22 protein-coding genes and 1 pseudogene are annotated in these 25,750 nt (G+C 61.8%); 5 read left to right on the top strand and 18 right to left on the bottom strand.

Translation table 11 applies throughout. The features are described from left to right. Position 1 precedes the first annotated feature (1 nt). Both dtd and pip read right to left on the bottom strand, forming a co-directional pair. Positions 2-439 carry a D-aminoacyl-tRNA deacylase gene (dtd, locus tag IDM28_RS00955; RefSeq protein ID WP_188035181.1) on the bottom strand — a complete coding sequence of 146 codons (438 nt, stop codon included), beginning with the start codon at positions 437-439 and terminating at the stop codon, positions 2-4. Then, on the bottom strand, positions 436-1,407 hold the full coding sequence (gene pip / locus IDM28_RS00950) for a prolyl aminopeptidase (RefSeq protein WP_101315661.1): 972 nt from the start codon (positions 1,405-1,407) through the stop codon (positions 436-438). Before pip ends, dtd begins: the two co-directional genes overlap by 4 nt. A 186-nt stretch (positions 1,408-1,593) precedes the next feature. Here pip and IDM28_RS00945 point away from each other — a divergent pair, with 186 nt between their 5' ends. Then, a complete protein-coding gene (locus IDM28_RS00945; protein WP_188035180.1) occupies positions 1,594-1,803 on the top strand; it encodes a hypothetical protein in 210 nt (69 codons plus the stop codon). A 52-nt stretch (positions 1,804-1,855) separates the two neighbouring features. Here IDM28_RS00945 and hutG read toward each other — a convergent pair whose 3' ends face one another. The 7 genes from hutG to hutC form a co-directional block, all read right to left on the bottom strand. Beyond that, positions 1,856-2,659 (bottom strand): N-formylglutamate deformylase, encoded by an 804-nt coding sequence (gene hutG, locus IDM28_RS00940; protein WP_188035179.1) that lies wholly within the window; start codon positions 2,657-2,659, stop codon positions 1,856-1,858. A gap of 10 nt (positions 2,660-2,669) precedes the next feature. Continuing rightward, positions 2,670-3,875, bottom strand: a complete 1,206-nt coding sequence (gene hutI, locus IDM28_RS00935; RefSeq protein WP_188035178.1) for an imidazolonepropionase — start codon at positions 3,873-3,875, stop codon at positions 2,670-2,672. Positions 3,876-3,890: 15 nt separating this feature from the next. Next, the gene (locus tag IDM28_RS00930) at positions 3,891-5,294 is read right to left on the bottom strand and encodes an amino acid permease (RefSeq protein WP_188035177.1); all 1,404 of its coding nucleotides are present in this window, start codon (positions 5,292-5,294) and stop codon (positions 3,891-3,893) included. Positions 5,295-5,449: 155 nt separating this feature from the next. Further along, a complete protein-coding gene (hutH, locus tag IDM28_RS00925; protein ID WP_181088392.1) occupies positions 5,450-6,982 on the bottom strand; it encodes a histidine ammonia-lyase in 1,533 nt (510 codons plus the stop codon). Positions 6,983-7,054: 72 nt separating this feature from the next. Beyond that, positions 7,055-8,728, bottom strand: coding sequence for a urocanate hydratase (gene hutU, locus IDM28_RS00920; RefSeq protein ID WP_101315648.1), 1,674 nt, complete (start codon positions 8,726-8,728; stop codon positions 7,055-7,057). 167 nt (positions 8,729-8,895) lie between these two features. Then, entirely contained in the window at positions 8,896-9,468 is a 573-nt protein-coding gene (locus tag IDM28_RS00915; RefSeq protein ID WP_150572665.1) for a HutD family protein, read from the bottom strand. Beyond that, on the bottom strand, positions 9,465-10,175 hold the full coding sequence (gene hutC / locus IDM28_RS00910) for a histidine utilization repressor (protein ID WP_178080811.1): 711 nt from the start codon (positions 10,173-10,175) through the stop codon (positions 9,465-9,467). The genes IDM28_RS00915 and hutC overlap by 4 nt, the downstream gene beginning before the upstream one ends. 145 nt (positions 10,176-10,320) lie before the next feature. Between hutC and IDM28_RS00905 the strand changes: the two genes are divergently transcribed. Then, positions 10,321-11,685 carry a formimidoylglutamate deiminase gene (locus IDM28_RS00905; protein WP_188035176.1) on the top strand — a complete coding sequence of 455 codons (1,365 nt, stop codon included), beginning with the start codon at positions 10,321-10,323 and terminating at the stop codon, positions 11,683-11,685. 4 nt (positions 11,686-11,689) lie between these two features. On the opposite strand, the gene IDM28_RS00900 is transcribed toward IDM28_RS00905, so the two are convergent. Beyond that, positions 11,690-12,262, bottom strand: coding sequence for a lipocalin family protein (locus IDM28_RS00900; protein ID WP_150571212.1), 573 nt, complete (start codon positions 12,260-12,262; stop codon positions 11,690-11,692). Next, positions 12,259-12,513, bottom strand: a complete 255-nt coding sequence (gene bamE / locus IDM28_RS00895; protein ID WP_101315637.1) for an outer membrane protein assembly factor BamE — start codon at positions 12,511-12,513, stop codon at positions 12,259-12,261. Before bamE ends, IDM28_RS00900 begins: the two co-directional genes overlap by 4 nt. Positions 12,514-12,735: 222 nt before the next feature. Here bamE and IDM28_RS24075 point away from each other — a divergent pair. Together IDM28_RS24075 and IDM28_RS24070 are read left to right on the top strand one after the other, a co-directional pair. Next, positions 12,736-13,773, top strand: a pseudogene (locus tag IDM28_RS24075) (cache domain-containing protein); the annotation flags it as partial. A 45-nt stretch (positions 13,774-13,818) separates the two neighbouring features. After that, positions 13,819-14,628 carry a methyl-accepting chemotaxis protein gene (locus IDM28_RS24070; protein WP_410524647.1) on the top strand — a complete coding sequence of 270 codons (810 nt, stop codon included), beginning with the start codon at positions 13,819-13,821 and terminating at the stop codon, positions 14,626-14,628. A gap of 53 nt (positions 14,629-14,681) precedes the next feature. On the opposite strand, the gene IDM28_RS00885 is transcribed toward IDM28_RS24070, so the two are convergent. The 3 genes from IDM28_RS00885 to IDM28_RS00875 all read right to left on the bottom strand — a co-directional run bounded on the left by IDM28_RS00885 (position 14,682) and on the right by IDM28_RS00875 (position 18,919). Further along, positions 14,682-15,278: a DUF924 family protein gene (locus IDM28_RS00885; RefSeq protein WP_101315633.1), complete on the bottom strand. Its 597-nt coding sequence runs from the start codon at positions 15,276-15,278 to the stop codon at positions 14,682-14,684. A 3-nt stretch (positions 15,279-15,281) separates the two neighbouring features. Further along, positions 15,282-16,292: a class 1 fructose-bisphosphatase gene (locus IDM28_RS00880; protein WP_101315630.1), complete on the bottom strand. Its 1,011-nt coding sequence runs from the start codon at positions 16,290-16,292 to the stop codon at positions 15,282-15,284. 176 nt (positions 16,293-16,468) lie between these two features. Beyond that, positions 16,469-18,919 (bottom strand): glycogen/starch/alpha-glucan phosphorylase, encoded by a 2,451-nt coding sequence (locus tag IDM28_RS00875; RefSeq protein WP_188035175.1) that lies wholly within the window; start codon positions 18,917-18,919, stop codon positions 16,469-16,471. Between the two features lie 183 nt (positions 18,920-19,102). Here IDM28_RS00875 and IDM28_RS00870 point away from each other — a divergent pair, with 183 nt between their 5' ends. Next, positions 19,103-19,507: a YkgJ family cysteine cluster protein gene (locus IDM28_RS00870; RefSeq protein WP_101315626.1), complete on the top strand. Its 405-nt coding sequence runs from the start codon at positions 19,103-19,105 to the stop codon at positions 19,505-19,507. 998 nt (positions 19,508-20,505) lie between these two features. Here the strand turns inward: IDM28_RS00870 and IDM28_RS00865 are convergent. The 4 genes from IDM28_RS00865 to thiI form a co-directional block, all read right to left on the bottom strand. Then, complete coding sequence (locus IDM28_RS00865; RefSeq protein WP_188035174.1) at positions 20,506-21,303, bottom strand: hypothetical protein; 798 nt, start codon at positions 21,301-21,303, stop codon at positions 20,506-20,508. Positions 21,304-21,309: 6 nt separating this feature from the next. Continuing rightward, positions 21,310-21,894, bottom strand: a complete 585-nt coding sequence (locus IDM28_RS00860) for a 2OG-Fe(II) oxygenase (RefSeq protein WP_150571216.1) — start codon at positions 21,892-21,894, stop codon at positions 21,310-21,312. A gap of 235 nt (positions 21,895-22,129) precedes the next feature. Next, the gene (typA, locus tag IDM28_RS00855) at positions 22,130-23,950 is read right to left on the bottom strand and encodes a translational GTPase TypA (protein WP_101315624.1); all 1,821 of its coding nucleotides are present in this window, start codon (positions 23,948-23,950) and stop codon (positions 22,130-22,132) included. Positions 23,951-24,077: 127 nt separating this feature from the next. Next, positions 24,078-25,532 carry a tRNA uracil 4-sulfurtransferase ThiI gene (gene thiI / locus IDM28_RS00850; protein WP_150571217.1) on the bottom strand — a complete coding sequence of 485 codons (1,455 nt, stop codon included), beginning with the start codon at positions 25,530-25,532 and terminating at the stop codon, positions 24,078-24,080. Positions 25,533-25,750 lie beyond the last annotated feature (218 nt).

Raw genomic sequence — 25,750 nt, 5'->3', positions numbered from 1 at the left:
CTCAGATTTGTAACATAAATGTTACGGGGCCATCATTGACCAGATGGACCTGCATATCTGCGCCAAAACGGCCACTGGCTACGTCGTCGTGTGACGTCCGCGCCTGACCCATCAGATACTCGAACAATTCAGCGCCAAGTGCAGGTGGCGCGGCGGTCGAGAAGCCCGGGCGCATGCCACTGCGGGTATCGGCCGCCAGGGTGAACTGCGACACCAGCAGCAAGCCGCCGCCAATGTCCTTCAGCGACAGGTTCATCTTGCCATCGGCATCACTGAACACCCGGTAGTTAAGCAGCTTGTGCAACAGTTTGTCGGCATGCTCGCGTGTATCTGCAGGCTCGACCGCCACCAATACCAGCAAGCCCTGCTCGACCGCACCGACCACTTCGCCGGCAACTTCGACGCGGGCGTTCAGCACGCGCTGCAGCAGGGCCTTCACGCTTCTTCCAACGGCAGGTCCAGCAAGCGCCGGGCCATCTGGTCGGCGGCGCGCACCAGCGCGTCGGTGATACCCGGCTCGGACGCGGCGTGGCCGGCGTCGCGGATCACTTTCAGCTCGCTGTTGGGCCAGGCCTGGTGCAGCTCCCAGGCGTTGTCCAGCGGGCAAATCACATCATAGCGGCCATGCACGATAACCGCCGGCAGGTGGGCGATGCGGGGCATGTCGCGGATCAGCTGATCGGGTTCGAGGAAGGCATCGTTGGTGAAATAGTGGCATTCGATACGGGCAATCGACAGTGCACGCTGCGGCTCGGAGAAGCGATCGACCACCAGCGGATTGGGCCGCAGGGTGGCGGTGCGGCCTTCCCAGGTCGACCAGGCCTTGGCGGCGTGCATCTGCGCGATCTGATCGTTGCCGGTCAAGCGCTTGTGGAAGGCCGTGACCAGATCGCCACGCTCGTCGTGCGGGATCGGTGCGATGTAGTCCTGCCAGTAGTCAGGGAACAGCCGGCTGGCGCCTTCCTGGTAGAACCAGCGGATCTCCTGGGCGCGGGCGAGAAAGATGCCGCGCAGGATCAGCCCGTGCACGCGCTCTGGGTGCTTCTGTGCGTAGGCCAGGGCCAAGGTCGAGCCCCACGAGCCGCCGAAGAGCACCCATTTGTCGATGCCCAGGTGCTCGCGAATACGCTCCATGTCCTCGACCAGGTCCCAGGTGGTGTTGTTTTCCAGGCTGGCGTGCGGGGTGGAGCGGCCACAGCCGCGCTGATCGAAGGTAATGATGCGGTACAGGTTCGGGTCGAAATAGCAGCGGCTCTGCGCGTCGCAGCCGGCACCCGGACCACCGTGGATGAACACCACCGGCAGACCTTCTGGCGAACCGCTCTCGTCGACATACAGCACATGCGGCGCTTGCACGGCCAGATCGTGACGGGCGTAAGGTTTGATCTGCGGGTACAGGGTCTGCATTGCGCACTCCATGAAGGGCTATTCTTCGGCTGCCGCCATCATAAACCCGAATCATGTCAGGGCGCATCGGCAACGCACGCTAACAGTCTGCGTCACCTGCGCAGTGCTACCGCCTTTAGGATAGCGACCCGCTCTTTCAACAGCCGGAAACACCCTAAGAAAATCCTGCATGTCGCCCTGCTGGCGTTGCTCGCGCCTGCTGCGTTCGCTGCTTCCGACGACCCGCGCCTGGAGCTGCGCAGCGCCATGCTGATGGCCGATGCGGCCCAGCAAGCCGCCGTAGCGCAGGGCTACAACATCGTCATCAACGTGCACGACCAGCACGGCAATCTGAAATACCTGCGGCGCGACGCCGCCGCTGGAGTGCAGGCTTACCAGGCGTCCGCGCCCGAGTGAAGCCTGCGCCTGCCTGGTCTCGAGCAACTGCACAGCCCTGTGCCGTGCGCGTCTAGCGCGCGTACCGCGCCTGCCCCCACGCAAGCATCACTTCGAGCAACTGGCGCAGCACTGCCTGAGTAGGCTGGGCCAGGTCTTCACGATAGGCGAACGGCTCGGTTTCGTTCATGTAGGTGCTCTGCGCCAGCTCCAGCTGCACGGCATGCACGTGTTGGGCCGGGGCGCCGTAGTGACGAGTGATGTGCCCGCCCTTGAAGCGTCCATTGAGCACATGGCTGTAGCCCGGCGCCTGGGCGCAGGTGCGCTGCAGTTGCTCGGCCAGTGCCGCGTCGCAACTGGCGCCATTGAAGGTACCGAAGTTGAAGTCCGGCAGCTTGCCGTCGAACAGGTGCGGGATGTGCGAGCGGATCGAATGCGCATCCCACAGCAGTGCATAGCCGAACTCTTCACGCAGACGCGCCAGTTCCCCGCGCAGGGTGTCGTGGTAGGGGCGCCAGATCTGCTCGAGATACTCCGCCCGCTGCGCCGCAGACGGCGCAAGGCCGGCAACGAACAGCGGCTCGCCGTCGAACAGGGTGGCCGGAAACAGCCCGGTGGTGGCCCCGGCATACAACGGCTGGTCATCTTCTGGCCGATTGAGGTCGATGACGAACCGCGAGTACTCCGCGGCGACCACGCTGGCACCCAGTTCACGGGCGAAGTCATACAGCCGTGGGATATGCCAGTCGGTATCGGGCAAGCTGCGCGCCTGTTCGACCAGGCCGTCACGCACGGCGGCGGTCAAACCGAGGCCGGCGTGGGGCATGCTGATCAGCAGCGGCAGGCGGCCTTGGTGAAAGCTCAATACGTTGTCCATGAGGCCTCGCTCAAAAAGTTGATTGCACACCGCCGCGCACTACCCGCTTGGGCAAGTCGCCGCCCAGCCAGTACGCGAGGTCGGCCGGGCGATCGATCTGCCAGGCGACAAAGTCGGCGACCTTGCCGGCTTCCAGCGTGCCGTGAGTGCTGCCCAGGCCCAGTGCCGTGGCGGCATGCGCGGTAACCCCGGCCAACGCCTCTTCAGGGGTCATGCGGAACAGCGTGCAGCCCATGTTGAGCATCAGCCGCAGCGACAGGGCAGGCGAGGTGCCAGGGTTGAGGTCGCTGGCCAGGGCGATCTTCACCCCGTGCCGACGCAGCGCGTCCATCGGTGGCAGCTGGGTTTCGCGCAGGAAGTAGAACGCGCCCGGCAGCAGCACCGCGACGGTGCCCGCCGCGGCCATGGCAATGGCGTCGTCTTCGGTCATGAACTCCAGGTGATCGGCCGACAGCGCCTGATAACGGGCAGCCAGGCTGGAGCCGTGCAGCGATGACAACTGCTCGGCATGCAGCTTGACCGGCAAGCCCAGTTCGCGGGCCTTGATGAACACCCGCTCGACCTGCGCCGGCGAGAACGCCAGGTGTTCACAGAAGGCATCGACCGCATCGACCAGGCCTTCGCCGGCCAACGCTGGCAGCAGCTCATCGCAGATGTGCTGGATGTAGTCATCGCCGCGCCCGGCATATTCCGGCGGCAAGGCGTGAGCGGCCAGGCAGGTGCTGCGCACGGTCAGCGGTAGCGCTTCGCCCAGACGCCGGGCCACGCGCAACATCTTGCGCTCGTTGGCCAGGTCCAGGCCGTAGCCTGACTTGATCTCAAGGGTGGTCACCCCATCGCGCATCAACGCCTCGACCCGCTGCCGAGCGCTGGCCAGCAACTGCTCTTCGCTGGCCGCGCGGGTGGCGCGCACGGTGCTGGCAATGCCGCCGCCCTGGGCGGCAATCTCGGCATAGCTGACACCCTGCAGGCGCTGCTCGAACTCGCCACTGCGGTTACCGCCAAACACCGCATGGGTGTGGCAGTCGATCAGCCCCGGGGTGACCCAGGCACCGCCCAGATCGACCGTCTCCAGGTCGGCCTGTGGCGCCAGCTCGGCGCGTGGGCCGATCCATTCGATCAGACCGGCGCGGGTGATGATCGCCGCATCCTCGATGATCGAATAGCTGCCGCCGACCATGCTTGCCACATGGCAGTGCTGCCATAACGTTGCCATACACTTCCTCCGTTACTAGCGGTGCAGCTCGGCCTGCTGCTCGGCCAACTGACCCTGACCTGCACGCGGCTTGCACCAGAGCAGGTAGGACGCGACCAGAAACACCACCCACACCACCCCGACCAGCAACGCTGCCTGAGTATCCGGGAAGTAGCCGAGCACACCAAAGATGAACACCATGAAGGCAATCGCCAGGGCCGGCCCATAGGGCCAGAACGGTACCGGGAACTTCAGTTTGGCTGCTTCCTCACGGCTCATGCTGCGGCGCATCGCCACTTGGGTGAGCAGGATCATCAACCAGACCCAGACCGTGGCGAAAGTGGCGATCGAGGCGATCAGCAGGAACACGTTCTCCGGGATCAGATAGTTGAGCACCACGCCGATCAGCAGCGCCGCGCCCATCACCACAACCGTCAGCCACGGCACACCATGCTTGGACAACTGGGCAAAGCCACGCGGGGCATGGCCCTGCTGCGCCAGGCCGTACATCATGCGCCCGGCACCGAAGATGTCGCTGTTGATCGCCGACACTGCCGCAGAAATCACCACTACGTTGAGCACGGCAGCGGCCGAGCCTATCCCGAGGTTGCTGAAAATCTGCACGAACGGGCTGCCTTGGCTGCCGATCTGCGGCCAGGGGTACAGGCTCATCAAGACAAACAAGGTGAGCACGTAGAACAGCAGGATACGCAGCGGCACGGCGTTGATTGCCTTGGGGATGACTCGCTGCGGGTCTTTCGCTTCGCCAGCAGTGATACCGATGATTTCGATACCGCCAAAAGCGAACATCACCACGGCAAACGAGGCGATCACCCCGGCAATGCCGTTGGGCATGAAGCCGCCATGCTCGAACAGGTTGCTCACGCCGACCGCCGAGCCACTACCGACCTGGCCCATGCCGAAGGCCATGATGCCAAGCCCGGCGAGGATCATCGCGACAATCGCGCCGACCTTGAGCAGCGACAGCCAGAATTCCATCTCGCCGAACACTTTGACGTTGCACAGGTTGAGCCCGCCGATCAGGAAGACGATGCCCAGCACCCAGATCCAACGCGCCACTTCAGGGAACCAGAAGCCCATGTAGATACCGAAGGCGGTCACGTCGGCGATACAGACAATGATCATCTCGAAGGCGTAGGTCCAGCCCAGCACAAAGCCGGACATCGGCCCCAGGTAGGTACTGGCGTATTGGCCAAAGGAGCCGGCGACCGGGTTGTGCACGGCCATTTCGCCGAGCGCGCGCATGACCATGAACACGGCGGCGCCACCGATCAGGTAGGCCAGCAGTACCGCTGGGCCGGCCATCTGGATGGCTGAGGCAGAGCCATAGAACAGCCCGGTGCCGATCGCCGAGCCGAGCGCCATGAAACGGATGTGGCGGGACGTCAGCCCGCGTTTTAGACCTTGAGATTGTTGCATGCTGCGTCCCTTTTATTTTTATGGACGGATTAGCGCGTTGGGGGCCGCTTTGCGGCCCTTCGCGGGTGAACCCGCTCCCACAGGTTACGGCGGCGCTGCAAATCCTGTGGGAGCGGGTTCACCCGCGAAGGCCTGCGCAGCAGGCCCCCAGCTTTTCACAGGCTTGGCAATACTCCAGCCGGCAACAACCCGGTCAGCGTACCTTCGGCCAGCAGCGCGCTGGCCATTTCAATATCCGGCGAGAAGAACCGGTCACGCTCGTAGTGGGCAACCTTGGCACGCAGGGCGCGGCGCGCCTGCTCCAGCTTGGCCGAGGTTTTCAGGCCCTTGCGCAAGTCCAGGCCCTGGCAGGCACCGAGCCATTCGATGGCAAGCACGCCACGCGTGTTCTCGGCCATTTCCCACAGGCGCTTGCCTGCTGCCGGCGCCATCGACACGTGGTCTTCCTGGTTGGCCGAGGTCGGCAGGCTGTCGACGCTGTGTGGGTGCGACAGCGCCTTGTTCTCACTGGCCAATGCTGCGGCGGTGACCTGGGCGATCATGAAACCGGAGTTGACCCCTCCGTTTTCGACCAGGAACGGCGGCAGCTGGGACATGTGCTTGTCCATCATCAGTGAAATGCGACGCTCGCTCAGCGAACCGATCTCGGCAATCGCCAGGGCCAGGTTGTCAGCGGCCATGGCCACCGGCTCGGCGTGGAAGTTGCCGCCGGAAATCACATCACCTTCGGCGGCGAACACCAGCGGGTTGTCGGAGACAGCGTTGGATTCGATCGCCAGCACTTCCGCGGCCTGACGCAACTGGGTCAGGCAAGCACCCATCACCTGTGGCTGGCAGCGCAGCGAGTACGGGTCCTGGACCTTGCCGCAGTTTTCGTGGGAGCGCGACACTTCGGTCGAGTCACCGAGCAGGTCACGGTAGCAGGCCGCGGCGTCAATCTGGCCGCGCTGGCCGCGCACTTCATGGATGCGCGCATCGAACGGCGAGCGCGAGCCCAGCGCGGCTTCGACGGTCAGGCCGCCGCAGGTGATCGCGGCGGCAAACAGGTCTTCAGCGTAGAAAAGGCCGCGCAGGGCATAGGCGGTAGACGCCTGGGTGCCGTTGAGCAAGGCCAGGCCCTCTTTGGCGGCCAGGGTCAGCGGTTCGAGGCCGGCCACAGCCAGTGCTTCGTTAGCTTCCAGCCACTGCCCCTTGTAACGGGCCTTGCCCTCGCCGAGCAGCACCAGTGACATGTGCGCCAGCGGCGCGAGGTCGCCGGAGGCGCCGACCGAGCCTTTCAGCGGAATGTGCGGATAGACTTCGGCGTTGACCAGGCTGATCAGCGCATCGATGACCTTGCGCCGAATGCCGGAGAAACCACGGCTGAGGCTGTTGATCTTGAGCACCATGATCAGCCGCACCAAAGCGTCGTCCAGCGGCGCGCCGATGCCTGCGGCGTGCGACAACACCAGTGAACGCTGCAGGTTCTCGAGGTCTTCACGGGCGATGCGGGTCGAGGCCAGCAGACCGAAACCGGTGTTGATGCCGTAGGCGGTGCGGTCTTCGGCGAGAATCTGCTCGACACAAGCGACGCTGGCATCGATCGCCGGGCCCGCGCTGTCATCCAGGCGCAGCTTGACGGGTGCGGCATGAATGGCGCGCAGCTGGGCCAGGGTCAGGGTACCGGGCTTGAGGGTCAGTTCGGTCACTTCGCTACTCCATTGGCGGGGCCCGCAGGCCCCTTCTTGTTATTCAGTATCGGCGTTGTCGGCGGCGGCTGATCAGCCGTTGATCATCGGCAGATCGAGGCCCTGCTGGTTGGCGCAGTCAACGGCGATCTGGTAGCCCGCATCGGCGTGGCGCATGACGCCGGTGCCCGGGTCGTTGGTCAAGACGCGAGCAATACGCTCGGCAGCTTCATCGCTGCCATCACAGACGATGACCATACCCGAGTGCTGCGAGAAGCCCATGCCAACGCCGCCGCCGTGGTGCAGCGACACCCAGGTCGCGCCGCTCGCAGTGTTGAGCAAGGCGTTGAGCAGCGGCCAGTCGGACACGGCGTCGGAGCCATCCTGCATCGATTCGGTTTCGCGGTTGGGGCTGGACACCGAACCAGAGTCGAGGTGGTCGCGGCCGATCACGATCGGTGCCGACAACTCACCGCTGCGGACCATCTCGTTGAAGGCCAGGCCGAGCTTGGCACGCTGGCCCAGGCCAACCCAGCAGATCCGCGCCGGCAGACCCTGGAAGCTGATGCGCTCACGGGCCATGTCCAGCCAACGGTGCAGATGGGCATCGTCGGCGATCAGCTCTTTGACCTTGGCATCGGTCTTGTAGATGTCCTCGGCGTCACCCGACAGCGCCACCCAGCGGAACGGGCCTACGCCGCGGCAGAACAGCGGGCGGATATAAGCCGGAACGAAACCGGGGAAGTCGAAGGCATTGCTGACGCCCTCCTCCATGGCCATCTGGCGAATGTTGTTGCCGTAGTCGAAGGTCGGCACGCCTTGCTGTTGGAAGTCGAGCATGGCTTTGACGTGCACCGCCATCGACTGCTTGGCGGCCTTGACCACTGCCGCCGGGTCGGTCTGCGCACGGTCGCGGTACTGCTCCCAGCTCCAGCCAGCAGGCAGGTAGCCGTTGAGCGGGTCGTGGGCGCTGGTCTGGTCGGTAACCATGTCCGGGCGCACGCCACGCTTGACCAGCTCAGGCAGGATCTCGGCAGCGTTGCCGAGCAGGGCAATCGAGATCGCCTTGCCTTCTTGGGTGTATTTGGCGATACGCGCCAGGGCGTCATCGAGGTCGCTGGCCTGTTCGTCGACATAACGGCTGCTCAGGCGGAAGTCGATGCGGCTCTGCTGGCACTCGATGTTCAGCGAGCAGGCACCGGCCAGGGTTGCGGCCAGCGGCTGTGCGCCACCCATGCCGCCAAGGCCTGCAGTGAGCACCCACTTGCCTTTGAGGCTGCCGTTGTAATGCTGGCGGCCGGCCTCGACGAAGGTTTCATAGGTGCCCTGGACGATGCCCTGGCTGCCGATGTAGATCCAGCTGCCTGCGGTCATCTGGCCGTACATGGCCAGGCCCTTGGCATCCAGTTCGTTAAAGTGTTCCCAGTTGGCCCAGTGCGGCACCAGGTTGGAATTGGCGATCAGCACGCGCGGGGCGTTGCTGTGGGTCTTGAACACGCCCACCGGCTTGCCCGACTGTACCAGCAGGGTCTCGTCGTCTTCCAGGCGGGTCAGGGTCTCGACGATTTTGTCGTAGCTTTCCCAGTTGCGCGCAGCACGGCCGATGCCGCCGTACACCACCAGCTCCTTGGGGTTCTCGGCCACTTGTGGGTCGAGGTTGTTCATCAGCATGCGCAGCGGCGCTTCGGTCAGCCAGCTTTTGGCGGTCAGCTTGTTGCCACGTGGGGCACGGATTTCTACGTCACGGTATTTGTTGTTGTCAGTCACGGGAGAGGTCCTTTGCGGTCATCCGACGGCGGGGTGTCGATGAGTAATATACAAACACACCTTTACTTGTATGTACAAGCATGGACAACCAAATTATTCGGAGCTCGCCGTTAGATAGCCGGGGGCGCTACGCACCCCTTTCCGACCGGTCCGGCGCCCCGGCAATCTCAAACCGTGATCAATTCAATCAGGCAAAACCGCCCCTGCACGTCCAACTCCAGCAACCCGTCGTTGCCCTCCAGGCGCAAACAGTCATACAACCCAAGCCGCTGCAGCTCGCGCCCGGCCATCTGCACTTCAACCTGGCTACCAGCGGCAAACAGCAACAGCGTCGACGCCGAGCTATACAGGCGGCTGGTGCCATCGAACCACTGCAACCGCGCCCGATAGCGCTGCGGCGCGTAGATCAGGTTGAAGTCGCGGATCATCCCGCCCAGCAGCTTGCACTGAACCTGGCTCTCGCCGCCGAAGGCAAACGCATCGAACGCCAGCAACGGCCGGCTGAGCTGGCCGTCGACCACCAGACGCATGCCATCCCCCTGCAGCACACTGATGATCCGCTGGTACCCGGCAAAGCTGGAAAAGCCGCCCGACTCTTCGATATCGGCAATCGACAGGCGCCAGCCAAATCCATCCAGGCCATCGCCAGCATCGCGGGCGATCTCTTCGGTAAACCCGCCGCCGTTCTTCCATGGCATGCGCGGGTAATCCGCCGCGTGTAGCAACTGCATCTGGCTCATTTGCTGAAGCGTCCTTCCAGGCGATGGCGGGAACCGGGGTGAATCAGGCGCGCGGCGGTGACCGGCTGGCGACCCGACCAGGTGCGGCGGCGGATCAGCAGGCATGGCTCGCCGGCATCGATCTGCAGCAGGCGACACTCGTCCGGCTCGGCCAGAATCGCCTCGACCACGTGCTCGCCTTCAGTCAGTGGCGCCACCTGCGAAAGGTAGGCATAGGGTGTCTGCCGGGTAAAGTCCTGCTTGAGGTAGTCCGGGGCAATCGCGGCGTTGACGTAGCGATCCTCGATCTGCACCGGCACGCCGTTTTCGTAATGCACGATCAACGAGTGGAATACCCGCTGGCCTTCGCGCATATCCAGCGCCAGGGCGCGCTCGGAACCTGCGGCCTCTTCGCCGAGCACGATCACCTGGCAACTATGCTGATGGCCACGGCCGGCGATCTCGTCGGCAATGTTGTTGACCTCGAACAGCGCGGAACGGCTCTTGGGCTCGGCGACGAACGTGCCGACCCCCTGCATGCGCACCAGCAACCCGTCAGCAGTCAGCTCGCGCAGGGCGCGGTTGATGGTCATGCGGCTGAAACCCAGCTGGTTGACCAGCTCGCTCTCGGACGGCACCCGGTGATGCGGCGGCCAGCTGCCGTTTTCGATCTGCTGGACGATCATCTGTTTGACCCGGGCATACAGCGGCGCCGGCCCTTCGCCCATCTGGGCAACCAGCGCGGAGACAGGAGGTGTCGGCACGGCTTTGATCCTTGTGCGGTTTGAGTGAGCAGTAGCTTGCCGCAGTTTACCGGGCAGGCAAACGCCTGTATATGTATATACAAGCTAACAAGAACAGGAAGATGCTTACATGTCCGTGTACTTTGCCGAGCGCGCCCTGCTCCCCAGCGGTTGGGCGCATAACGTCCGTCTAGAGGTCGACGCCCAAGGCCAGCTTGCCAGCCTGCAGGTCGATGCTTCGGCAGACGGCGCCGAGCGCCTGGCCGGGCCGCTGCTGCCGGGCATGCCCAACCTTCATTCGCACGCCTTCCAGCGCGCCATGGCGGGCCTGGCAGAAGTGGCCGGCAACCCCAACGACAGTTTCTGGACCTGGCGCGAGCTGATGTACCGCATGGTTGGCCAGATCAGCCCGGAACAACTGCAGGTCATCGCCCGCCAGCTGTACATCGAGATGCTCAAGGCCGGCTATACCTCGGTCGCCGAGTTCCATTACGTGCACCACGATCGCGATGGCCAGCGCTATGCCGATCCCGCCGAGCTGTCACGGTGCATCAGTGCCGCCGCCAGCGCCGCCGGGATTGGCCTGACGTTGTTGCCAGTGCTGTACAGCCACGCAGGATTCGGCGGCCAGCCCGCCAGCGAGGGCCAACGCCGCTTTATCAATAGCAGCGAGCAATACCTGCGCCTGCACGAACAGCTCAAACCAGTGCTGGCGGCACAACCGGCGCAGCGCCTGGGCTTGTGCTTCCACTCGCTGCGCGCGGTCACTCCCGAGCAGATTGCCACGGTGCTGGCCAGCGGCGAGCAGGACTGCCCGGTACACATTCACATCGCTGAGCAGCAAAAGGAAGTCGACGACTGCCTGGCCTGGAGCGGGCGTCGTCCGCTGCAATGGCTATATGAAAACGTCGAGGTCGACCGCCGCTGGTGTCTGGTACATGCCACCCACGCGGCGCCGGACGAGGTCGCAGCGATGGCCGAAAGCGGCGCGGTAGCTGGTTTGTGCCTGACCACCGAGGCCAACCTGGGCGACGGCATCTTCCCCGCGGTCGACTACCTGGCACGGGGCGGGCGCATGGGGATTGGATCGGACAGCCACGTGTCACTCAGCGTGGTCGAGGAACTGCGCTGGCTCGAATACGGCCAGCGACTGCGTGATCAGCGCCGCAATCGGCTCTATCGCAGCGACCAGCCAATGGTTGGCCGCACCCTTTATGACGCAGCGCTCAGCGGTGGCGCGCAAGCCCTGGGGCAGCCGATCGGCGAGTTGACGGTGGGCAAGCGCGCGGACTGGCTGGTGCTCGACGGTGAGGACCCGTACATCGCTACTGCCGAAGGCGACGCCATTCTCAACCGCTGGCTGTTTGCCGGCGGCGACCGCCAGATCCGCGACGTGATGGTCAACGGCGCGTGGGTGGTGCGCCAGGGCCGCCATGCTCAGGAAGCCGAGAGCAACCGAGCGTTTGCCGAGGTGCTCGGCCAGTTGCTTGGCTGAGGGCTCAGTGTGCGGCGGCGATGTCGCGGTCGGCTACGCGCCAGATCAGGCGATTGGTGTCGTAGCCTTGCTGACGCGCCTTGGCCAGCAGGCTCTCGCGCTCCCAGGCCGGCAGGCTCGGCGTACGCGACAGGACCCACAGGTACTTGCGGTCCGGGCTGCCGACCAATGCGGTCTGATAACGCGAGTCGACATACAACACCCAGTACTCGCCCTTGGCCACACCAGGCGCCAGGCGGGTGAACCAATTGTCGAACTCGACCCAGAGCTTGTCGGTATGCCCGGCCTCCTGCGGCGTGGCGCTGCCTTCGGCGCGGATCCACTGGCCGTCGAGCATGCGGCAACGGTTGAGCACGCCGATGCTGCCATCAGGCCGGGCGTTGTAATGCGCCTCGGATTGCGCGCAGTCGCGCTGGAAGTACATCGGCAGGCGGGCCAGCTCGAACCATTTGCCCTGATAGCGCTTGAGGTCGACGGCGCCTGCCGTCTTCGGCGCCAACGGGTCATGGCTACCCGTGGCGCAGCCGCCCAGCAACAGGCTCAGGCATAGCCCAAGCAGCAGACTCACGTGCCTCATTTAAGGCCCTGCCCGGAGTACATCAATACTTTGTCCGCTGCATACTGCACACTGATGAAGCTGTTCTGGTCACCCCAGGTGCAACTGCTCATGCCCAGCGCGCCCGAGCACTCGGTAGGTGTACCCAGCAGTTGTTCGACCGCCGCGCGGTTCATGCCGGCGCTGAGTTTGGAGTAATTTTCCTGGTTGATCTTGCTGCACGCAGTCAGCACGACGCACAACGACAACAGGGCGAGGGAACGCAACGACATGAAGGGACACTCCTGGACACGGACATCAGGCGAGGCGCCTGTGGAGACCTTGGAGAGCAAAAAGCCTCCGTGGTTCCCTGACCGCAGCGCTTAAATGCCGGCCGTTGGTCGTCTGACCGGCCAACGACTCATGTTTTACCCGCACAAGTCGACACAACGAGCAGTGGAGCAGCAGCCTGCCCTACCCCCTGCCCTTCGACGTGCATTCGCGCAGACTCAGCCATGACCAAAAATCTCAAGTTCAGCCACAAGATCCTGCTGGCCGCAGCCCTCGTAGTCGCGGTCGCCTTCACCTGCTTCGTACTGTTCAACGACTACCGGCAACGCCAGTCGCTGCGCAGCGACACGCAGACGTCGCTGCAGGACCTGGGCAGCCTGACTGCAGGCAACATCCGCAACTGGCTCGACAGCCGCGTGCAGGTGCTCGACAGCCTGGCCCAGCAAGTGGCCGTCGATGGCCCCGGCAAGCCGAGCCTGGACCGTGCCCTGGCACTGCCGGTGTATGCCAACAACTTCCAGCTGAGCTACTTCGGCGGCCAGGACGGCAGCATGCAATCGGTACCCGCCGGCAACCGTGCCGCCGACTACGACCCGCGCCAGCGTGGCTGGTACAAGGCGGCGACTGCTGCCAACCAGACTATCGTCACCGAGCCGTACATTTCCGCCTCGGCTGGCAAGCTGGTGATCACCCTGGCCACGCCGGTGCAACAGGGCGGTCGCCTGCTCGGCGTGAGTGGCGTCGACACCGACCTGCAGACCATCAGCAAGCTGATCAACGCGCTGGACTTCGATGGCAATGGCCATGCCTTCATCGTCAACGGCGAAGGCAAGATCATGATCCACCCCAAGCCTGAGCTGGCCCTGAAAACCCTCGCCGATCTGTTCCCTGGCGACACGCCGCAGATCAGCAGCGGGCTGAAGGAAGTCGAGTTCGACGGGCGCAAGCAGTTCATCAACTTCACCCACGTCGACGGCATCTCGTCGGTCGACTGGTATGTCGCGCTGGTGCTCGACCAGGATGCCGCCTTCGCCATGCTCGGCGAGCTGCGCACGTCGGCAGCCGTGGCGACGCTGATCGCGATCATCGCCATCATTGCCCTGCTCGGCCTGCTGATTCGCGTGCTGATGCAGCCGCTGCACGCCATGGGCCGCGCCATGCGTGACATTGCCGAGGGCGAAGGCGACCTGACCCGGCGCCTGACCATCCATGCTCAGGACGAATTCGGCAGCCTTGCCCAGTCGTTCAACCGCTTTGTCGAGCGTATCCACGAGTCGATCCGCGAAGTCGCCTCGGCGACCGGCCAGGTGAATGCCGTGGCCGGCCAGGTGGTGACTGCCTCCAACGCCTCGATCAACAACGCCGATCAGCAGTCGAGCCGCACCAGCAGCGTTGCCGCTGCAATCAATCAGCTCGGTGCCGCCGCCCATGAAATCGCCCAGAACGCCGCGCTCGCCTCGCAGCATTCGACCGCCGCGCGCGGTCTGGCCGAAGAAGGCCAGCAGGTGGTCGGGCAAACCATCAGCACCATGCATCAGCTGTCGGCGCGCATCAGTGACTCGTGCGAGAACATCCAGACACTCAATTCGCACACCAGCAACATCGGCCAGATCCTCGATGTGATCACCGGCATTTCGCAGCAAACCAACCTGCTCGCGCTGAACGCTGCCATCGAAGCCGCCCGCGCCGGCGAGGCCGGGCGTGGTTTTGCCGTGGTTGCCGATGAGGTGCGCAGTCTGGCCCACCGCACTCAGGAATCAGCGCAGCAGGTACAGCGTTTGATCGAAGAGCTGCAGGCCGGCGCGCAGATGGCGGTCAGCACCATGAACCAGAGCCAGCAGCAGAGCGAGCACAGCGTGGGGATTGCCAACCAGGCCGGTGAACGCCTGGGCAGCGTGACCCAGCGCATCGGCGAGATCGACGGCATGAACCAGTCGGTTGCCACCGCCACCGAAGAGCAGACGGCGGTGGTCGAGTCGATCAATCTCGACATCAGCGAGATCAATACGCTGAATCAGGAAGGCGTGCACAACCTGCAGAGCACCTTGCGTGCCTGCAACGACCTGGAACACCAGGTCGAACGGTTGCAACAGTTGGTTGGCAGTTTCAGAATCTGAGCCGGGTGCTGCCCCATTCGCCTACGCAGATGGGGCAGCCGCTCAGCGCTGCATCAGAACCGTGAACCCGGCTCGAGCAGGAAATCCATCTCTTCATCGGTGCTCGGACGGTCCAGCAGCAGATTGCGCTGCGGGAACCGGCCAAAGCGCTCGATCACGCGCTGATGCTGCTCGGCGTAGTCAAGGAAGCCTTCGAACAGGCGGCGGTTGGCCTCCGGTTGCTCGTCCAGCAACTGCCGATAGCGCTCGACACTAAGGTGCTGCCAGTCGAGCACCTCGGCGTGTTCCAGCACCAACAGCACGAACACCCGCTGGATCGGCAGCAACTGGTAATCCCAGTCATGCTGCAAACCCTGCATGGCCACCACCTGCGCGCGCCGGTCACCTTCAAAGGCGCGCGGCGTGTCGCGGTAGATCATGCGCGGCAGTTGATCGAGCAGCAGGATCAGGCCAAGCCAGCCCTGCGGGCTTTGCTGCCAGTCTTCGAGACCACCCGCCAGGGCCTGCTCGCACAGCGCGCCGAAACGCTCGCGCGCCTCGTCATCATGGTGCTTGCCGAACCACAGCGTGCTCTTCTCGTCAGCCACGGCCTGCGGGCTCTTGCCCGGACCGAACCACCACTCCAGCAACGGCTGCCAAGGTGCGAGCATGATTTATTCCTTGTGGTAGGCCGTAACGCGCTCGACCTCTTGCTTCGAGCCGAGGATTACCGAAACGCGCTGGTGCAGGCTGTCCGGCTGGATGTCGAGGATGCGTTGCTCACCGTTGGTGGCCGCGCCGCCGGCCTGTTCGATGATGAACGACATCGGGTTGGCCTCGTACATCAGGCGCAGCTTGCCTGGCTTGCTCGGCTCACGCGAATCGCGTGGGTACATGAACAGACCGCCACGGGTGAGGATGCGGTGCACATCAGCCACCATCGAGGCGATCCAGCGCATGTTGTAGTTCTTTTTCAACGGCCCGGTCTCACCGGCCAGCAGCTCGCCGACGTAGCGCTGGATCGGCGCTTCCCAGTGACGCTGGTTGGACATGTTGATAGCGAACTCGGCAGTGGTCTCCGGCACCTGGATGTTCTCGTGAGTGAGGACAAAGCTGCCCAGCTCGCGGTCCAGGGTGAAGCCTTTGACGCCGTTGCCCAGGGTCAGGATCAGCATGGTCTGCGGGCCATAGATCGCGTAACCGGCGGCGACCTGCTCGGTGCCAGGCTGGAGGAAGGCGTTTTCGTTGAGGGTTTCGTTCTGGCTCAGGTATTCCTGCGGGCAGCGCAGAACCGAGAAGATGGTGCCGACCGAAACGTTGACATCGATGTTCGACGAGCCGTCCAGTGGGTCGAACACCAGCAGGTAGGCACCCTTCGGGTATTTACCCGGGATCTGGTAGGCGTTGTCCATTTCTTCGGACGCCATGCCGGCCAGGTGACCACCCCACTCGTTGGCTTCGAGCAGAATGTCGTTGGAGATCACGTCGAGCTTTTTCTGCACTTCGCCCTGTACGTTTTCGGTACCCATGCTGCCCAGCACGCCGCCGAGGGCGCCTTTGGACACGTGGTGGCTGATTTCCTTGCACGCGCGCGCCACCACCTCGATCAGGAAGCGCAGATCGGCAGGAGTATTGTTGCTGCGGGTCTGCTCAATCAGATAGCGACTCAGGGTAACGCGGGACATGTATGGCTCCGAAAGGGAAAGAGGGTGAAAAACCCTCGCAGTTTACAGTAATGCCGATGGTTTGGCGTAAAGGCTAGCTAGCAAACACACTCGCCTGGCCGATCAGACGGTCGAACCGGAGTCTAGTTCAGCACGGCACCGGCCGGCGGTCGGCCAGGTGCCCTGCCATGGTCAGCTCAATCCAACGCTTTCCAGATCTCGGTGGCGTACTCGCGTATGGTCCGGTCCGATGAGAACCAGCCCATCCGCGAGGTATTGAGCACCGCCATCCGCCACCATTGTTCCGGCTGATGCCACAGCTCATCGACCTTGCGCTGGGCGTCCCAGTAGGCGTCGAAATCGGCGCAGACCAGGAAGCGGTCATGGTCGAGCAGCGAGTCGATCAACTGGGTATAGCGCGACGGGTCATCCGGCGAGAACACCCCGCTGCGAATGGCGTGCAGCACATCGCTGAGGCGGTGCGACTCGGCCACCGCTGCACTGGCACCAAAGTCACCCGCGCGCTTGCGCGCCTCGACCTGCTGCGCCGTCAGCCCAAAGATGAACATGTTCTCTGCACCGACCTGCTCGCACATCTCGACGTTGGCGCCGTCCAGGGTGCCGATGGTCAGCGCGCCGTTGAGGCCGAACTTCATGTTGCTGGTGCCAGACGCTTCGTAGCCGGCGGTGGAAATCTGCTCGGACAAGTCCGCCGCCGGGATGATGCTCTCGGCCAGGCTGACGTTGTAGTTGGGCAGGAATACCACCTTGAGCAGCCCGCGCACGGTCGGATCGTTGTTGACCACCCGGGCGATGTCGTTGGACAGCTTGATGATCAGCTTGGCCTGGTGATAGCTGGCGGCCGCCTTGCCGGCGAAGATCTTCACCCGCGGCACCCAGTCGGTGCTCGGTTCGGCGCGAATTGCCTGATACAGCGCCACCGTGTGCAGCAGGTTGAGCAGCTGGCGCTTGTACTCGTGGATGCGCTTGACCTGTACGTCGAACATCGCTTCGGGGTTGACCGTCACGCCGACGCGGTCCTGGATGATGCTCGCCAAGGCACGCTTGCTGTGCAGCCGCTGCGCAGCGAACTGCTTGCGAAACGCCGGTTGCTCGGCGAACGGCTCAAGGTCCTTGAGGCGCACCTCGGCGTCATCCAGCACCTCGCGCCCGAGGGCCTCGATCAGCATCGCAGTCAGCTGCGGGTTAGCCTGGTGCAGCCAGCGGCGGAAGGTGACGCCGTTGGTCTTGTTGTTGATCCGATCCGGGTAGAGCTTGTGCAGCTCGGCGAACACCGTGCTCTTCATCAGCTTGCTGTGCAGCGCGGACACGCCGTTGACACTATGCGAACCGAGAAACGCCAGGTTGCCCATGCGCACGCGACGGCCGTTGTCTTCTTCGATCAACGACACCGCGCGCAACACGTCGAAATCGTGTTGGCCTTTGGCCCGCAGGGCATCGATATGGTAGGCGTTGATCAGATAGATGATCTGCATGTGCCGCGGCAGCATGCGCTCCATCAGCGCCACCGGCCAGGTTTCCAGCGCTTCGGGCAACAGTGTGTGGTTGGTGTAGGCCAGGGTACCGACGGTTACTTCCCAGGCTTTGTCCCATGGGATTTCATGCTGGTCGACCAGCAAGCGCATCAGCTCCGCCACCGCAATCGAGGGGTGGGTGTCGTTGAGCTGGATCGCCGCCGCATCAGGCAGGTTGAGCAAGCTCTTGTGCATGTTCAGGTGCCGGCGCAGCAGGTCTTGCAGCGAGGCGGAAACAAAGAAGTACTCCTGGCGCAGGCGCAGTTCCTGGCCCGCCTCGGTGCTGTCGGCTGGGTAGAGCACGCGCGAGATGCTCTCGGCGCGGGCCACCTCGGCGACTGCACCCAGGTGGTCACCGGCGTTGAAGCGCTCCAGGTGCAGCTCTTCCAGCGCGCGTGCACGCCACAGGCGCAGGGTGTTGACGCTGGACCCGCGCCAGCCGACTACCGGCGTATCGTAGGCAACCGCCCGCACGGTTTCGCCAGGGGTCCAGATCTGCCGTTGCTGGCCGTCGGCAGCCGTCACGGTTTCGACGCCACCACCAAAGCTGATCGGATAGATCACCTCGGCCCGCTCGAACTCCCACGGGTTGCCGAAATCCAGCCAGTTCTCGGTTTGCTCCTGCTGCCAGCCATCGACCACGGCCTGGCGGAACAAGCCGTGCTCGTAGCGGATACCGTAGCCATGGGCGGCAATGCCCAGAGTCGACATGCTTTCCATGAAGCACGCCGCCAGCCGGCCAAGGCCGCCATTGCCGAGCGCGGCGTCCGGCTCCAGCAGGCGAATGCGATCAAGGTCGACACCGAGGCCATCCAGCGCCTCGCGGGCGATTTCCAGGTAGCCGAGGTTGCTCAGGCTGTCGTACAGCAGCCGGCCGATCAAAAACTCGAGGGAAAGGTAGTAGACGCGTTTCTGACTACGTCGGTAGGCCTGCCGGGTGTGGTCCATCCAGTGATCGACCATATGGTCGCGCGCAGCCAGGGCAATGGCTTCGAACCAGTCGTGATCAAAGGCGTGCTCCGGGTCCTTGCCAACCGCGTAGGTCAGCTTGGCCAATACAGCGGCACGAAACTCGGTGACCTCGACGTCACGTGCTTTGGGTTGCTGAGACATGTGACATCCTCGGGCAAGTGGGCGAAGGCAGGAGAGTGTTCAGACTAGACCCTTCGACAGGGGCTGGCAGTTGTTGTTCGCAGTTTTCATGCCGACAAGCATAATCGGGCGAAAGGTTGTTCACAATTTGAACAACTCCGGTATCATCGCGCGCCCCTCCACCGTGATTCGCTCCTTATAACTATGAAACCGACCCTGATTGCCGCGGCTGAAGTCGACCGCCTCGATACCTGGCAGCGCTACTCCAGCCATATGTGCGGGGGCTGCCATTCGACCTGCTGCACGCTGCCGGTGGAAGTGAAGATCAAAGACCTGATCCGTATCGGCGTGGTCGATGACTTCGACAAGGACGAGCCGGCCAAGAACGTTGCCAAGCGCCTGCAGAAGGACGGCATCATCGAGCGGTTCAACCAGAAGTCGGGGATCTTCACCTTGACCCGAATGAGCAACGATGATTGTCTCTATCTGGATCGTAAGAGCCGCCTGTGCACCATTTATGACAAGCGCCCCGATACCTGCCGCAACCACCCCAAGGTCGGCCCACGGCCGGGCTTCTGCGCGTATAAACCGAAGGTGGTCGGGCGCTGATGGTCGGGGCTGCGTCGCGGCCTCTCCCATCTAAGCCGCCCTCCTGAGCGGCTCGCTGCGGCGCTGGAGCGGTCGGAAAGCCAGCAGCGCTAAACTGAAATCTGGGGCCGCTGCGCAGCCCTTTCGCGACACAATGCCGCTCCTACACGCACCGCGTACGATCGGCATGCGCGGTCAATTGTAGGAGCGGCCTTGTGTCGCGAAAGGCCAGCAGCGCTGGCCCGGCGATATCGGCCGCGAAGCTGAAATCCTAGCGCTGCTGCGCGACCCCAAAATCCTCAGACAAAAACGCCTCGGCCTTTTGACAGGGGGCATTTTTTTTCTGTGGTCCAGGTACACATAAAGCAGCCTGCAACGCCGGTGCTCACCCCCAGCAGAGCGACTGTGAAGGCGCTATGTTTCGAACGTGCTCTGCGAGACACGCTGGCGCCGATGACGCACCAGCATGACTATCACACCTATGGCAGGCAGTAGTGCAACCACACTACCCATGACGACTGCCGCTTCTATCGAGGCGTTGTTCATATCCACAACCTGTCGATAGAGTCGATCATTGAAGAGAACTCGACCGTCCAACGTAGCCAGCTCACGCACTACGCTCCCACCATTTACGCGTTCTGCCACGAGCACCACCTTGGAATTGATCCGAAGGCCAGAGGCTTTGTACAGCTTATGGGGCGTATAAATACGTTTTCCCTCCCGTTTCCCATCAAGCGTGTACGCTACACTGAAGTGCATCAACGAACGATCAACTTCCCAACTGCTCGGATAACCAGAGACTCTCCCCTCGAGGGCTGTCAACTTAGACATATCAGGGGCAACGTACACTTCACGCTGACTGACAAAAAGTGCAATGCACGCAAGCATGGTAACTAAACAAGCCGAAAGCGCTCCCGCGGACCTCAAGGGAGGAGACACTTTTAATAATCGCAAGAACTCGGAAAATGAGTACAAATGCCCCCCCTTACTCAAGCCGGGCACATCGGCACCGCCGGCCCTTAGTGATATCTATCAAGCCCAGCACCACCCCCACCAGGCGCGATGACCTGAATGGGTCCGATGTCAATGCTCCACCCTGGATACTCCGGCAACGGGAATATCATAACGCCACCATCTCCACCGGGCTCGAAATACCCCCCACCGCCGGCGGTTATTCCGTACGGATAGGTATCGTCACGCCCCAGCCCTACTTCATGTGAGTCAGGGTCCCAGCGACTGACAGCAATTTGGCTCGTATAGCTTGCGCTGATTTTCGCGAGCGACACAAGTGCCAAATCCGGCGCCACCCAATAACCTGGATATGCCGCATTCGTATTTGTGGCGAAATGTTTTTCGACAACTGGCAAAATCAAAGATTGATACAAATTTTTAACCGCATCGGAGGTCACTATCCCCGCGGCAGTTGCGGTAACACCTACGCCAGTAAATACAAGTGCTGGACCGCTTGCACCGGCGAGCAAAGTAATGCTTGCGACAATCCCGGCAACATTACCAATAAGACTCAGGACATCTCCATTATCAAATTTTTGATTAGTCTTGTATTCAGCTGTGATCTTTAGAAATACCGTCGTCGCCGCAAGCGTGTTGGCTTTTATGTTGAGAAACGGTGTGAATCCCGCGGTCAGTTTTACGATAGAGATCACGCTCGCGACTGTAGCACCGGTTTGTGCTGTCTGGTTGACGAGGGAGAACCCGGACTTATCGGTGTTGTACTGATCCGTAAGGGAGGCAGCTGCGCCGCCAACCGCTACGGGCTTATCGACGTACCCCAGAATGATTTCGAATTTTTTCGACATCGTTCGTTACTCCCTGATCAGAGTCTTGAAAGCGATGCTCATGCGCAGCCTGTTGCAATTTGCTGCCGGCGCCCGCGCGCCATGCGGCACCTCGCCATTGAACACTACGACTCTCTTCGGCTTGGGCTGCACGGACAGCATAATATTTTCTTTGGCAGTATCGTAAAAGACCAGCTCTCCTCCCCAACACGTAGCCCAATACTCACTGCAGAACAGCATGACCGTTTTGCCGGGCAGCTCGACTGTATTGTCGTGGTGGATAGGACCGTCCTGACTACTTGTTTGGCCATTGGCGTAGACACCTAATAGCTTTGCCGAGGGTAGGTGCACCGCTTTGATCCGCGCCCAGATATCCGCGAGAAATGCCCAATCAGGTCGAGCCCGCAGCTCTAGCTCACAATCTTCAAGCTCGTCTCTGCGAGTACCTGCAATAAAGCTGTGCCAGCAGGGACGATCAAGAGGTGAATAGGGATAGGGCCAGCCATATCGCCAAAGCGAGCCGGTCAGCAGTTTCAAGATCTTGGTATGCTCTTCGTCCGTTATTCCATCATCAATCACACAAATACGTTCACCCGCAATGACAACCGACATAGTTCAATCTCCTTATCAAACATAACAAGTGAAGACCGAAGTTAAATCAGCACAAGAGAGCTGCACAGCGGGAAATATAGGCTGCGGGGGAGGTATTGTCGCTGATGGCTTTATGAAACTCACATCTACGACGAGCGCTATTCTTCAGCAGTGCATCGTAGCGAATTATGAAACTTGCAAAAAAAACGCCCCCGGCCTTTCGACCGGGGGCGTTTTCATTCAGCTAGATCTGGACTCAGATCTTGGCTTTCTTGGCAGCGCGGGTACGCTCGCTTTCGTCGAGGATCTTCTTGCGAAGACGGATCGACTTAGGCGTGACTTCGCACAGCTCGTCTTCCTGGATGTATTCCAGAGCCTGTTCCAGAGTGAAGCGAACTGGCGGAACCAGAGCGATGGTTTCGTCTTTACCCGAAGCACGCATGTTGTCGAGCTTCTTGCCTTTGGTTGGGTTTACACCCAGGTCGTTGTCGCGGCTGTTCTGGCCGATGATCTGACCGTTGTAGATCTCTTGACCGTGCTCGACGAACAGTTTGCCGCGCGCCTGCAGGGTTTCCAGCGAGTAGGTCAGAGCTTTGCCGGTTTCAACCGAAACCAGTACGCCGTTCTGACGGCCGGACATGTGGCCCGACTTGACTGGAGCGTAGCGATCGAAGATCGAGGTCAGGATGCCAGCACCGTTGGTCAGGGTCAGGAACTGGTTACGGAAACCGATCAGACCACGAGCAGGGATGTTGTATTCCAGACGCACACGGCCTTTGCCATCCGGGACCATGTTGCTCAGGTCGCCTTTACGCAGGCCCATCTCTTCCATGACCTTGCCCTGAGCTTCCTCTGGGATGTCGATGGTGACGTTTTCGAACGGCTCTTGCTTGACGCCGTCCACTTCACGAATGATCACTTCCGGACGGCCCAGGGCCAGCTCGAAGCCTTCGCGACGCATGGTTTCGATCAGTACCGACAGGTGCAGCTCACCACGGCCGGAAACCTTGAACTTGTCTGCCGAGTCGCCTTCTTCAACGCGCAGTGCAACGTTGTACAGCAGCTCTTTGTCCAGACGATCCTTGATGTTACGCGAGGTCACGAACTTGCCTTCTTTACCGCAGAATGGCGAGTCGTTGACCTGGAAGGTCATGGAAACGGTTGGCTCGTCGACGGTCAGAGGCTTCATCGCCTCGACGGTCAGCGGGTCGCACAGGGTGTCGGAGATGAACAGCTCGTCGAAACCGCTGATGCAGACGATGTCGCCGGCGGCAGCTTCTTCAACGTCGACACGGTGCAGACCGTGGTGACCCATCAGCTTCAGGATACGGCCGTTACGCTTCTTGCCGTCGGTATCGATGGCAACAACCGGGGTGTTCGGCTTGACGCGACCACGGGCGATACGGCCAACGCCGATAACACCGAGGAAGCTGTTGTAGTCCAGAGCGGAGATCTGCATCTGGAACGGGCCGTCACGGTCAACAGCAGGTGGTGGAACGTGGTCGACAACCGCTTGGTACAGCGGGGTCATGTCTTCGGCCATGGCAGTGTGGTCCAGACCGGCAATGCCGTTCAGGGCCGAGGCGTAGACGACCTGGAAGTCCAGCTGCTCGTCGGTAGCGCCGAGGTTGTCGAACAGATCGAAGATCTGGTCCAGAACCCAATCAGGACGCGCGCCCGGACGGTCAACCTTGTTGATTACAACGATTGGCTTGAGGCCAGCTTCGAATGCCTTTTTGGTCACGAAGCGAGTTTGCGGCATAGGGCCGTCTTGGGCATCGACCAGCAGCAGCACGGAGTCGACCATCGACATTACACGCTCAACTTCGCCACCGAAGTCGGCGTGGCCGGGGGTGTCGACGATGTTGATGTGGTAGCCATTCCAGTTGATGGCGGTGTTTTTCGCCAGAATGGTAATACCGCGCTCTTTCTCCTGGTCGTTGGAGTCCATGACGCGCTCGTCATTGAGCTCGTTACGCTCCAGGGTGCCCGACTGACGCAGGAGTTTGTCGACCAGAGTGGTTTTACCATGGTCAACGTGGGCGATGATGGCGATGTTACGCAGATTTTCGATCACAAATGTATCTCGATCAGAGGATTCGGTTGCCGCCTATTCTAGACGGCCAATATGAAGGTAAAAGGCTCAGCGGGCCCGCGGGTCGGGAGGGCGATGGCGGATGCTGCCGCCATACAGCCCTGGCAGTTTATGCCGGACGATAAACACGCACATTGGCATGTCCCTCACTGAGCAGATGATGCGCATGCAGGCGACTCATGACGCCCTTGTCGCAATAAAGTAGGTACTGACGGTTGCCATCGAGCTGCTTGAAGCGGCTGTTGATGGCATAGAAAGGCATGGTCTGGACTTCGATACCGTCGATCACCAGAGGTTGATCCTCTTGCGCATCGGGGTGACGAATGTCGATGACGATCTGGCCTGGAGTGGCCTCGGCCACCTCTTCAATCTGAATGTCCTGGCTCAGTTCGTCGATCACATGGTCGATCGAGATGAAGCGAGCACGTTCCAGCGCGCGCTCCAGGATCTGCATATCGAACTGGGCCTCCTCATATACAACCCGCTGCGGTTTGGCGCAGGTAGTCGGGTTGACCGAGATGACGCCGCAGTATTCTGGCATGTGCTTGGCAAACTCGGCTGTGCCGATCTGATAAGCGGTATCGATGATGTCCTGTTTGTGGCTGGCCAACAGCGGACGCAGGACCAGCTTGTCAGTGGCCTGGTCGATCACTGTCAGGTTGGGCAGGGTCTGGCTCGACACCTGGGAAATCGCCTCACCAGTGACCAGCGCGTCGATCTGCAGGCGGTCAGCGATGTTGGCCGCTGCGCGCAGCATCATGCGCTTGAGGGTAACGCCCATGTAGCTGTTGTCGACCTTGCCGAGAATCTCGCCGACCACTTCTTCGAACGGCACGCTGATGAACAGCACGCGCTGGCTGCTGCCGTATTTTTTCCACAGGTAGTGAGCGACTTCCATCACCCCCAACTCGTGGGCACGGCCGCCGAGGTTGAAGAAGCAGAAGTGGGTCATCAGGCCGCGACGCATCATCTGGTAGGCAGCCACGGTGGAATCGAAACCACCGGACATCAACACCAGAGTCTGCTCCAACGCGCCCAACGGGTAACCGCCGATACCTTGATGCTGATTGTGGATGACGTAAAGGCGCTGATTGCGGATTTCCATCCGCACCTTGATTTCCGGGTTCTTCAGGTCGATACCGGCGGCGCCGCACTGCTGGCGCAACTGGCTGCCAACATAACGGTCGACATCCATCGAAGTGAAGTCGTGGTGGCCGCCACGCTTGCAGCGTACGGCGAAGCGCTTGCCGGCCAGCAGATGGCCGTAGTGCGCCTTGCACTTCTCGACGATATCGTCGAAGTCGCCCAGCGGGTATTCCTCTACCTGAAGGAAATGGGTGATCCCCGGCGTGCACGACAGCCGGTCGATGATCTCGCGCTGAAGCTTCTCGTCTTCGATGCGGGTGACCACTTCGAGATTATCCCAGACACCGTCAACCTTCAGCTCAGGGTCGATATCCTTGAGCACGTTGCGGATGTTCTTCGAGAGCTGACGGATGAAGCGCTTGCGCACCGGCCGGCTCTTGATGGTGATTTCTGGGAAGACTTTGACGATGAGTTTCATGGGTAAACAGCGCGCCCAGGGCCTGCCGAAAATGAGGGGCGCGAATTATAGCGGAAATTGCTCAGGATTTGACCAACTTTTGAACAGAAAGGTTTGAGATGAGTGCAAGAGATTGATTTTGCCGCGCCTGTGCCGGCTCTTTAGCGGCGATCCGGCGTCCCGGTGAACCCGCTCCCACAGGATGGTGCAATGCCCGACTCCACCGCTATCTCTGTGGG

This window comes from Pseudomonas sp. EZ-C24 (assembly GCF_014525325.1).
In the GTDB taxonomy this organism is placed as follows: Bacteria; Pseudomonadota; Gammaproteobacteria; order Pseudomonadales; family Pseudomonadaceae; genus Aquipseudomonas; species Aquipseudomonas shirazensis.
The sequence above is the reverse complement of the archived record's forward strand: the minus strand, read 5'-3'. Positions and strand labels throughout refer to the sequence as shown.

Bases quoted from the DNA above. Each gene is read 5' to 3' on its own strand.
- IDM28_RS00915 (WP_150572665.1), bottom strand. From the start codon at position 9,468: ATGAGCCAGATGCAGTTGCTACACGCGGCGGATTACCCGCGCATGCCA.
- IDM28_RS00865 (WP_188035174.1), bottom strand. From the start codon at position 21,303: ATGTCGAAAAAATTCGAAATCATTCTGGGGTACGTCGATAAGCCCGTA.
- IDM28_RS00900 (WP_150571212.1), bottom strand. From the start codon at position 12,262: ATGAGGCACGTGAGTCTGCTGCTTGGGCTATGCCTGAGCCTGTTGCTG.
- IDM28_RS00875 (WP_188035175.1), bottom strand. From the start codon at position 18,919: ATGTCTCAGCAACCCAAAGCACGTGACGTCGAGGTCACCGAGTTTCGT.
- IDM28_RS00885 (WP_101315633.1), bottom strand. From the start codon at position 15,278: ATGCTCGCACCTTGGCAGCCGTTGCTGGAGTGGTGGTTCGGTCCGGGC.
- hutG (WP_188035179.1), bottom strand. From the start codon at position 2,659: ATGGACAACGTATTGAGCTTTCACCAAGGCCGCCTGCCGCTGCTGATC.
- pip (WP_101315661.1), bottom strand. From the start codon at position 1,407: ATGCAGACCCTGTACCCGCAGATCAAACCTTACGCCCGTCACGATCTG.
- IDM28_RS00870 (WP_101315626.1), top strand. From the start codon at position 19,103: ATGAAACCGACCCTGATTGCCGCGGCTGAAGTCGACCGCCTCGATACC.
- bamE (WP_101315637.1), bottom strand. From the start codon at position 12,513: ATGTCGTTGCGTTCCCTCGCCCTGTTGTCGTTGTGCGTCGTGCTGACT.
- IDM28_RS00905 (WP_188035176.1), top strand. From the start codon at position 10,321: ATGTCCGTGTACTTTGCCGAGCGCGCCCTGCTCCCCAGCGGTTGGGCG.
- hutC (WP_178080811.1), bottom strand. From the start codon at position 10,175: ATGGGCGAAGGGCCGGCGCCGCTGTATGCCCGGGTCAAACAGATGATC.
- IDM28_RS00930 (WP_188035177.1), bottom strand. From the start codon at position 5,294: ATGCAACAATCTCAAGGTCTAAAACGCGGGCTGACGTCCCGCCACATC.
- hutI (WP_188035178.1), bottom strand. From the start codon at position 3,875: ATGGCAACGTTATGGCAGCACTGCCATGTGGCAAGCATGGTCGGCGGC.
- IDM28_RS00880 (WP_101315630.1), bottom strand. From the start codon at position 16,292: ATGTCCCGCGTTACCCTGAGTCGCTATCTGATTGAGCAGACCCGCAGC.
- IDM28_RS00860 (WP_150571216.1), bottom strand. From the start codon at position 21,894: ATGTCGGTTGTCATTGCGGGTGAACGTATTTGTGTGATTGATGATGGA.
- thiI (WP_150571217.1), bottom strand. From the start codon at position 25,532: ATGAAACTCATCGTCAAAGTCTTCCCAGAAATCACCATCAAGAGCCGG.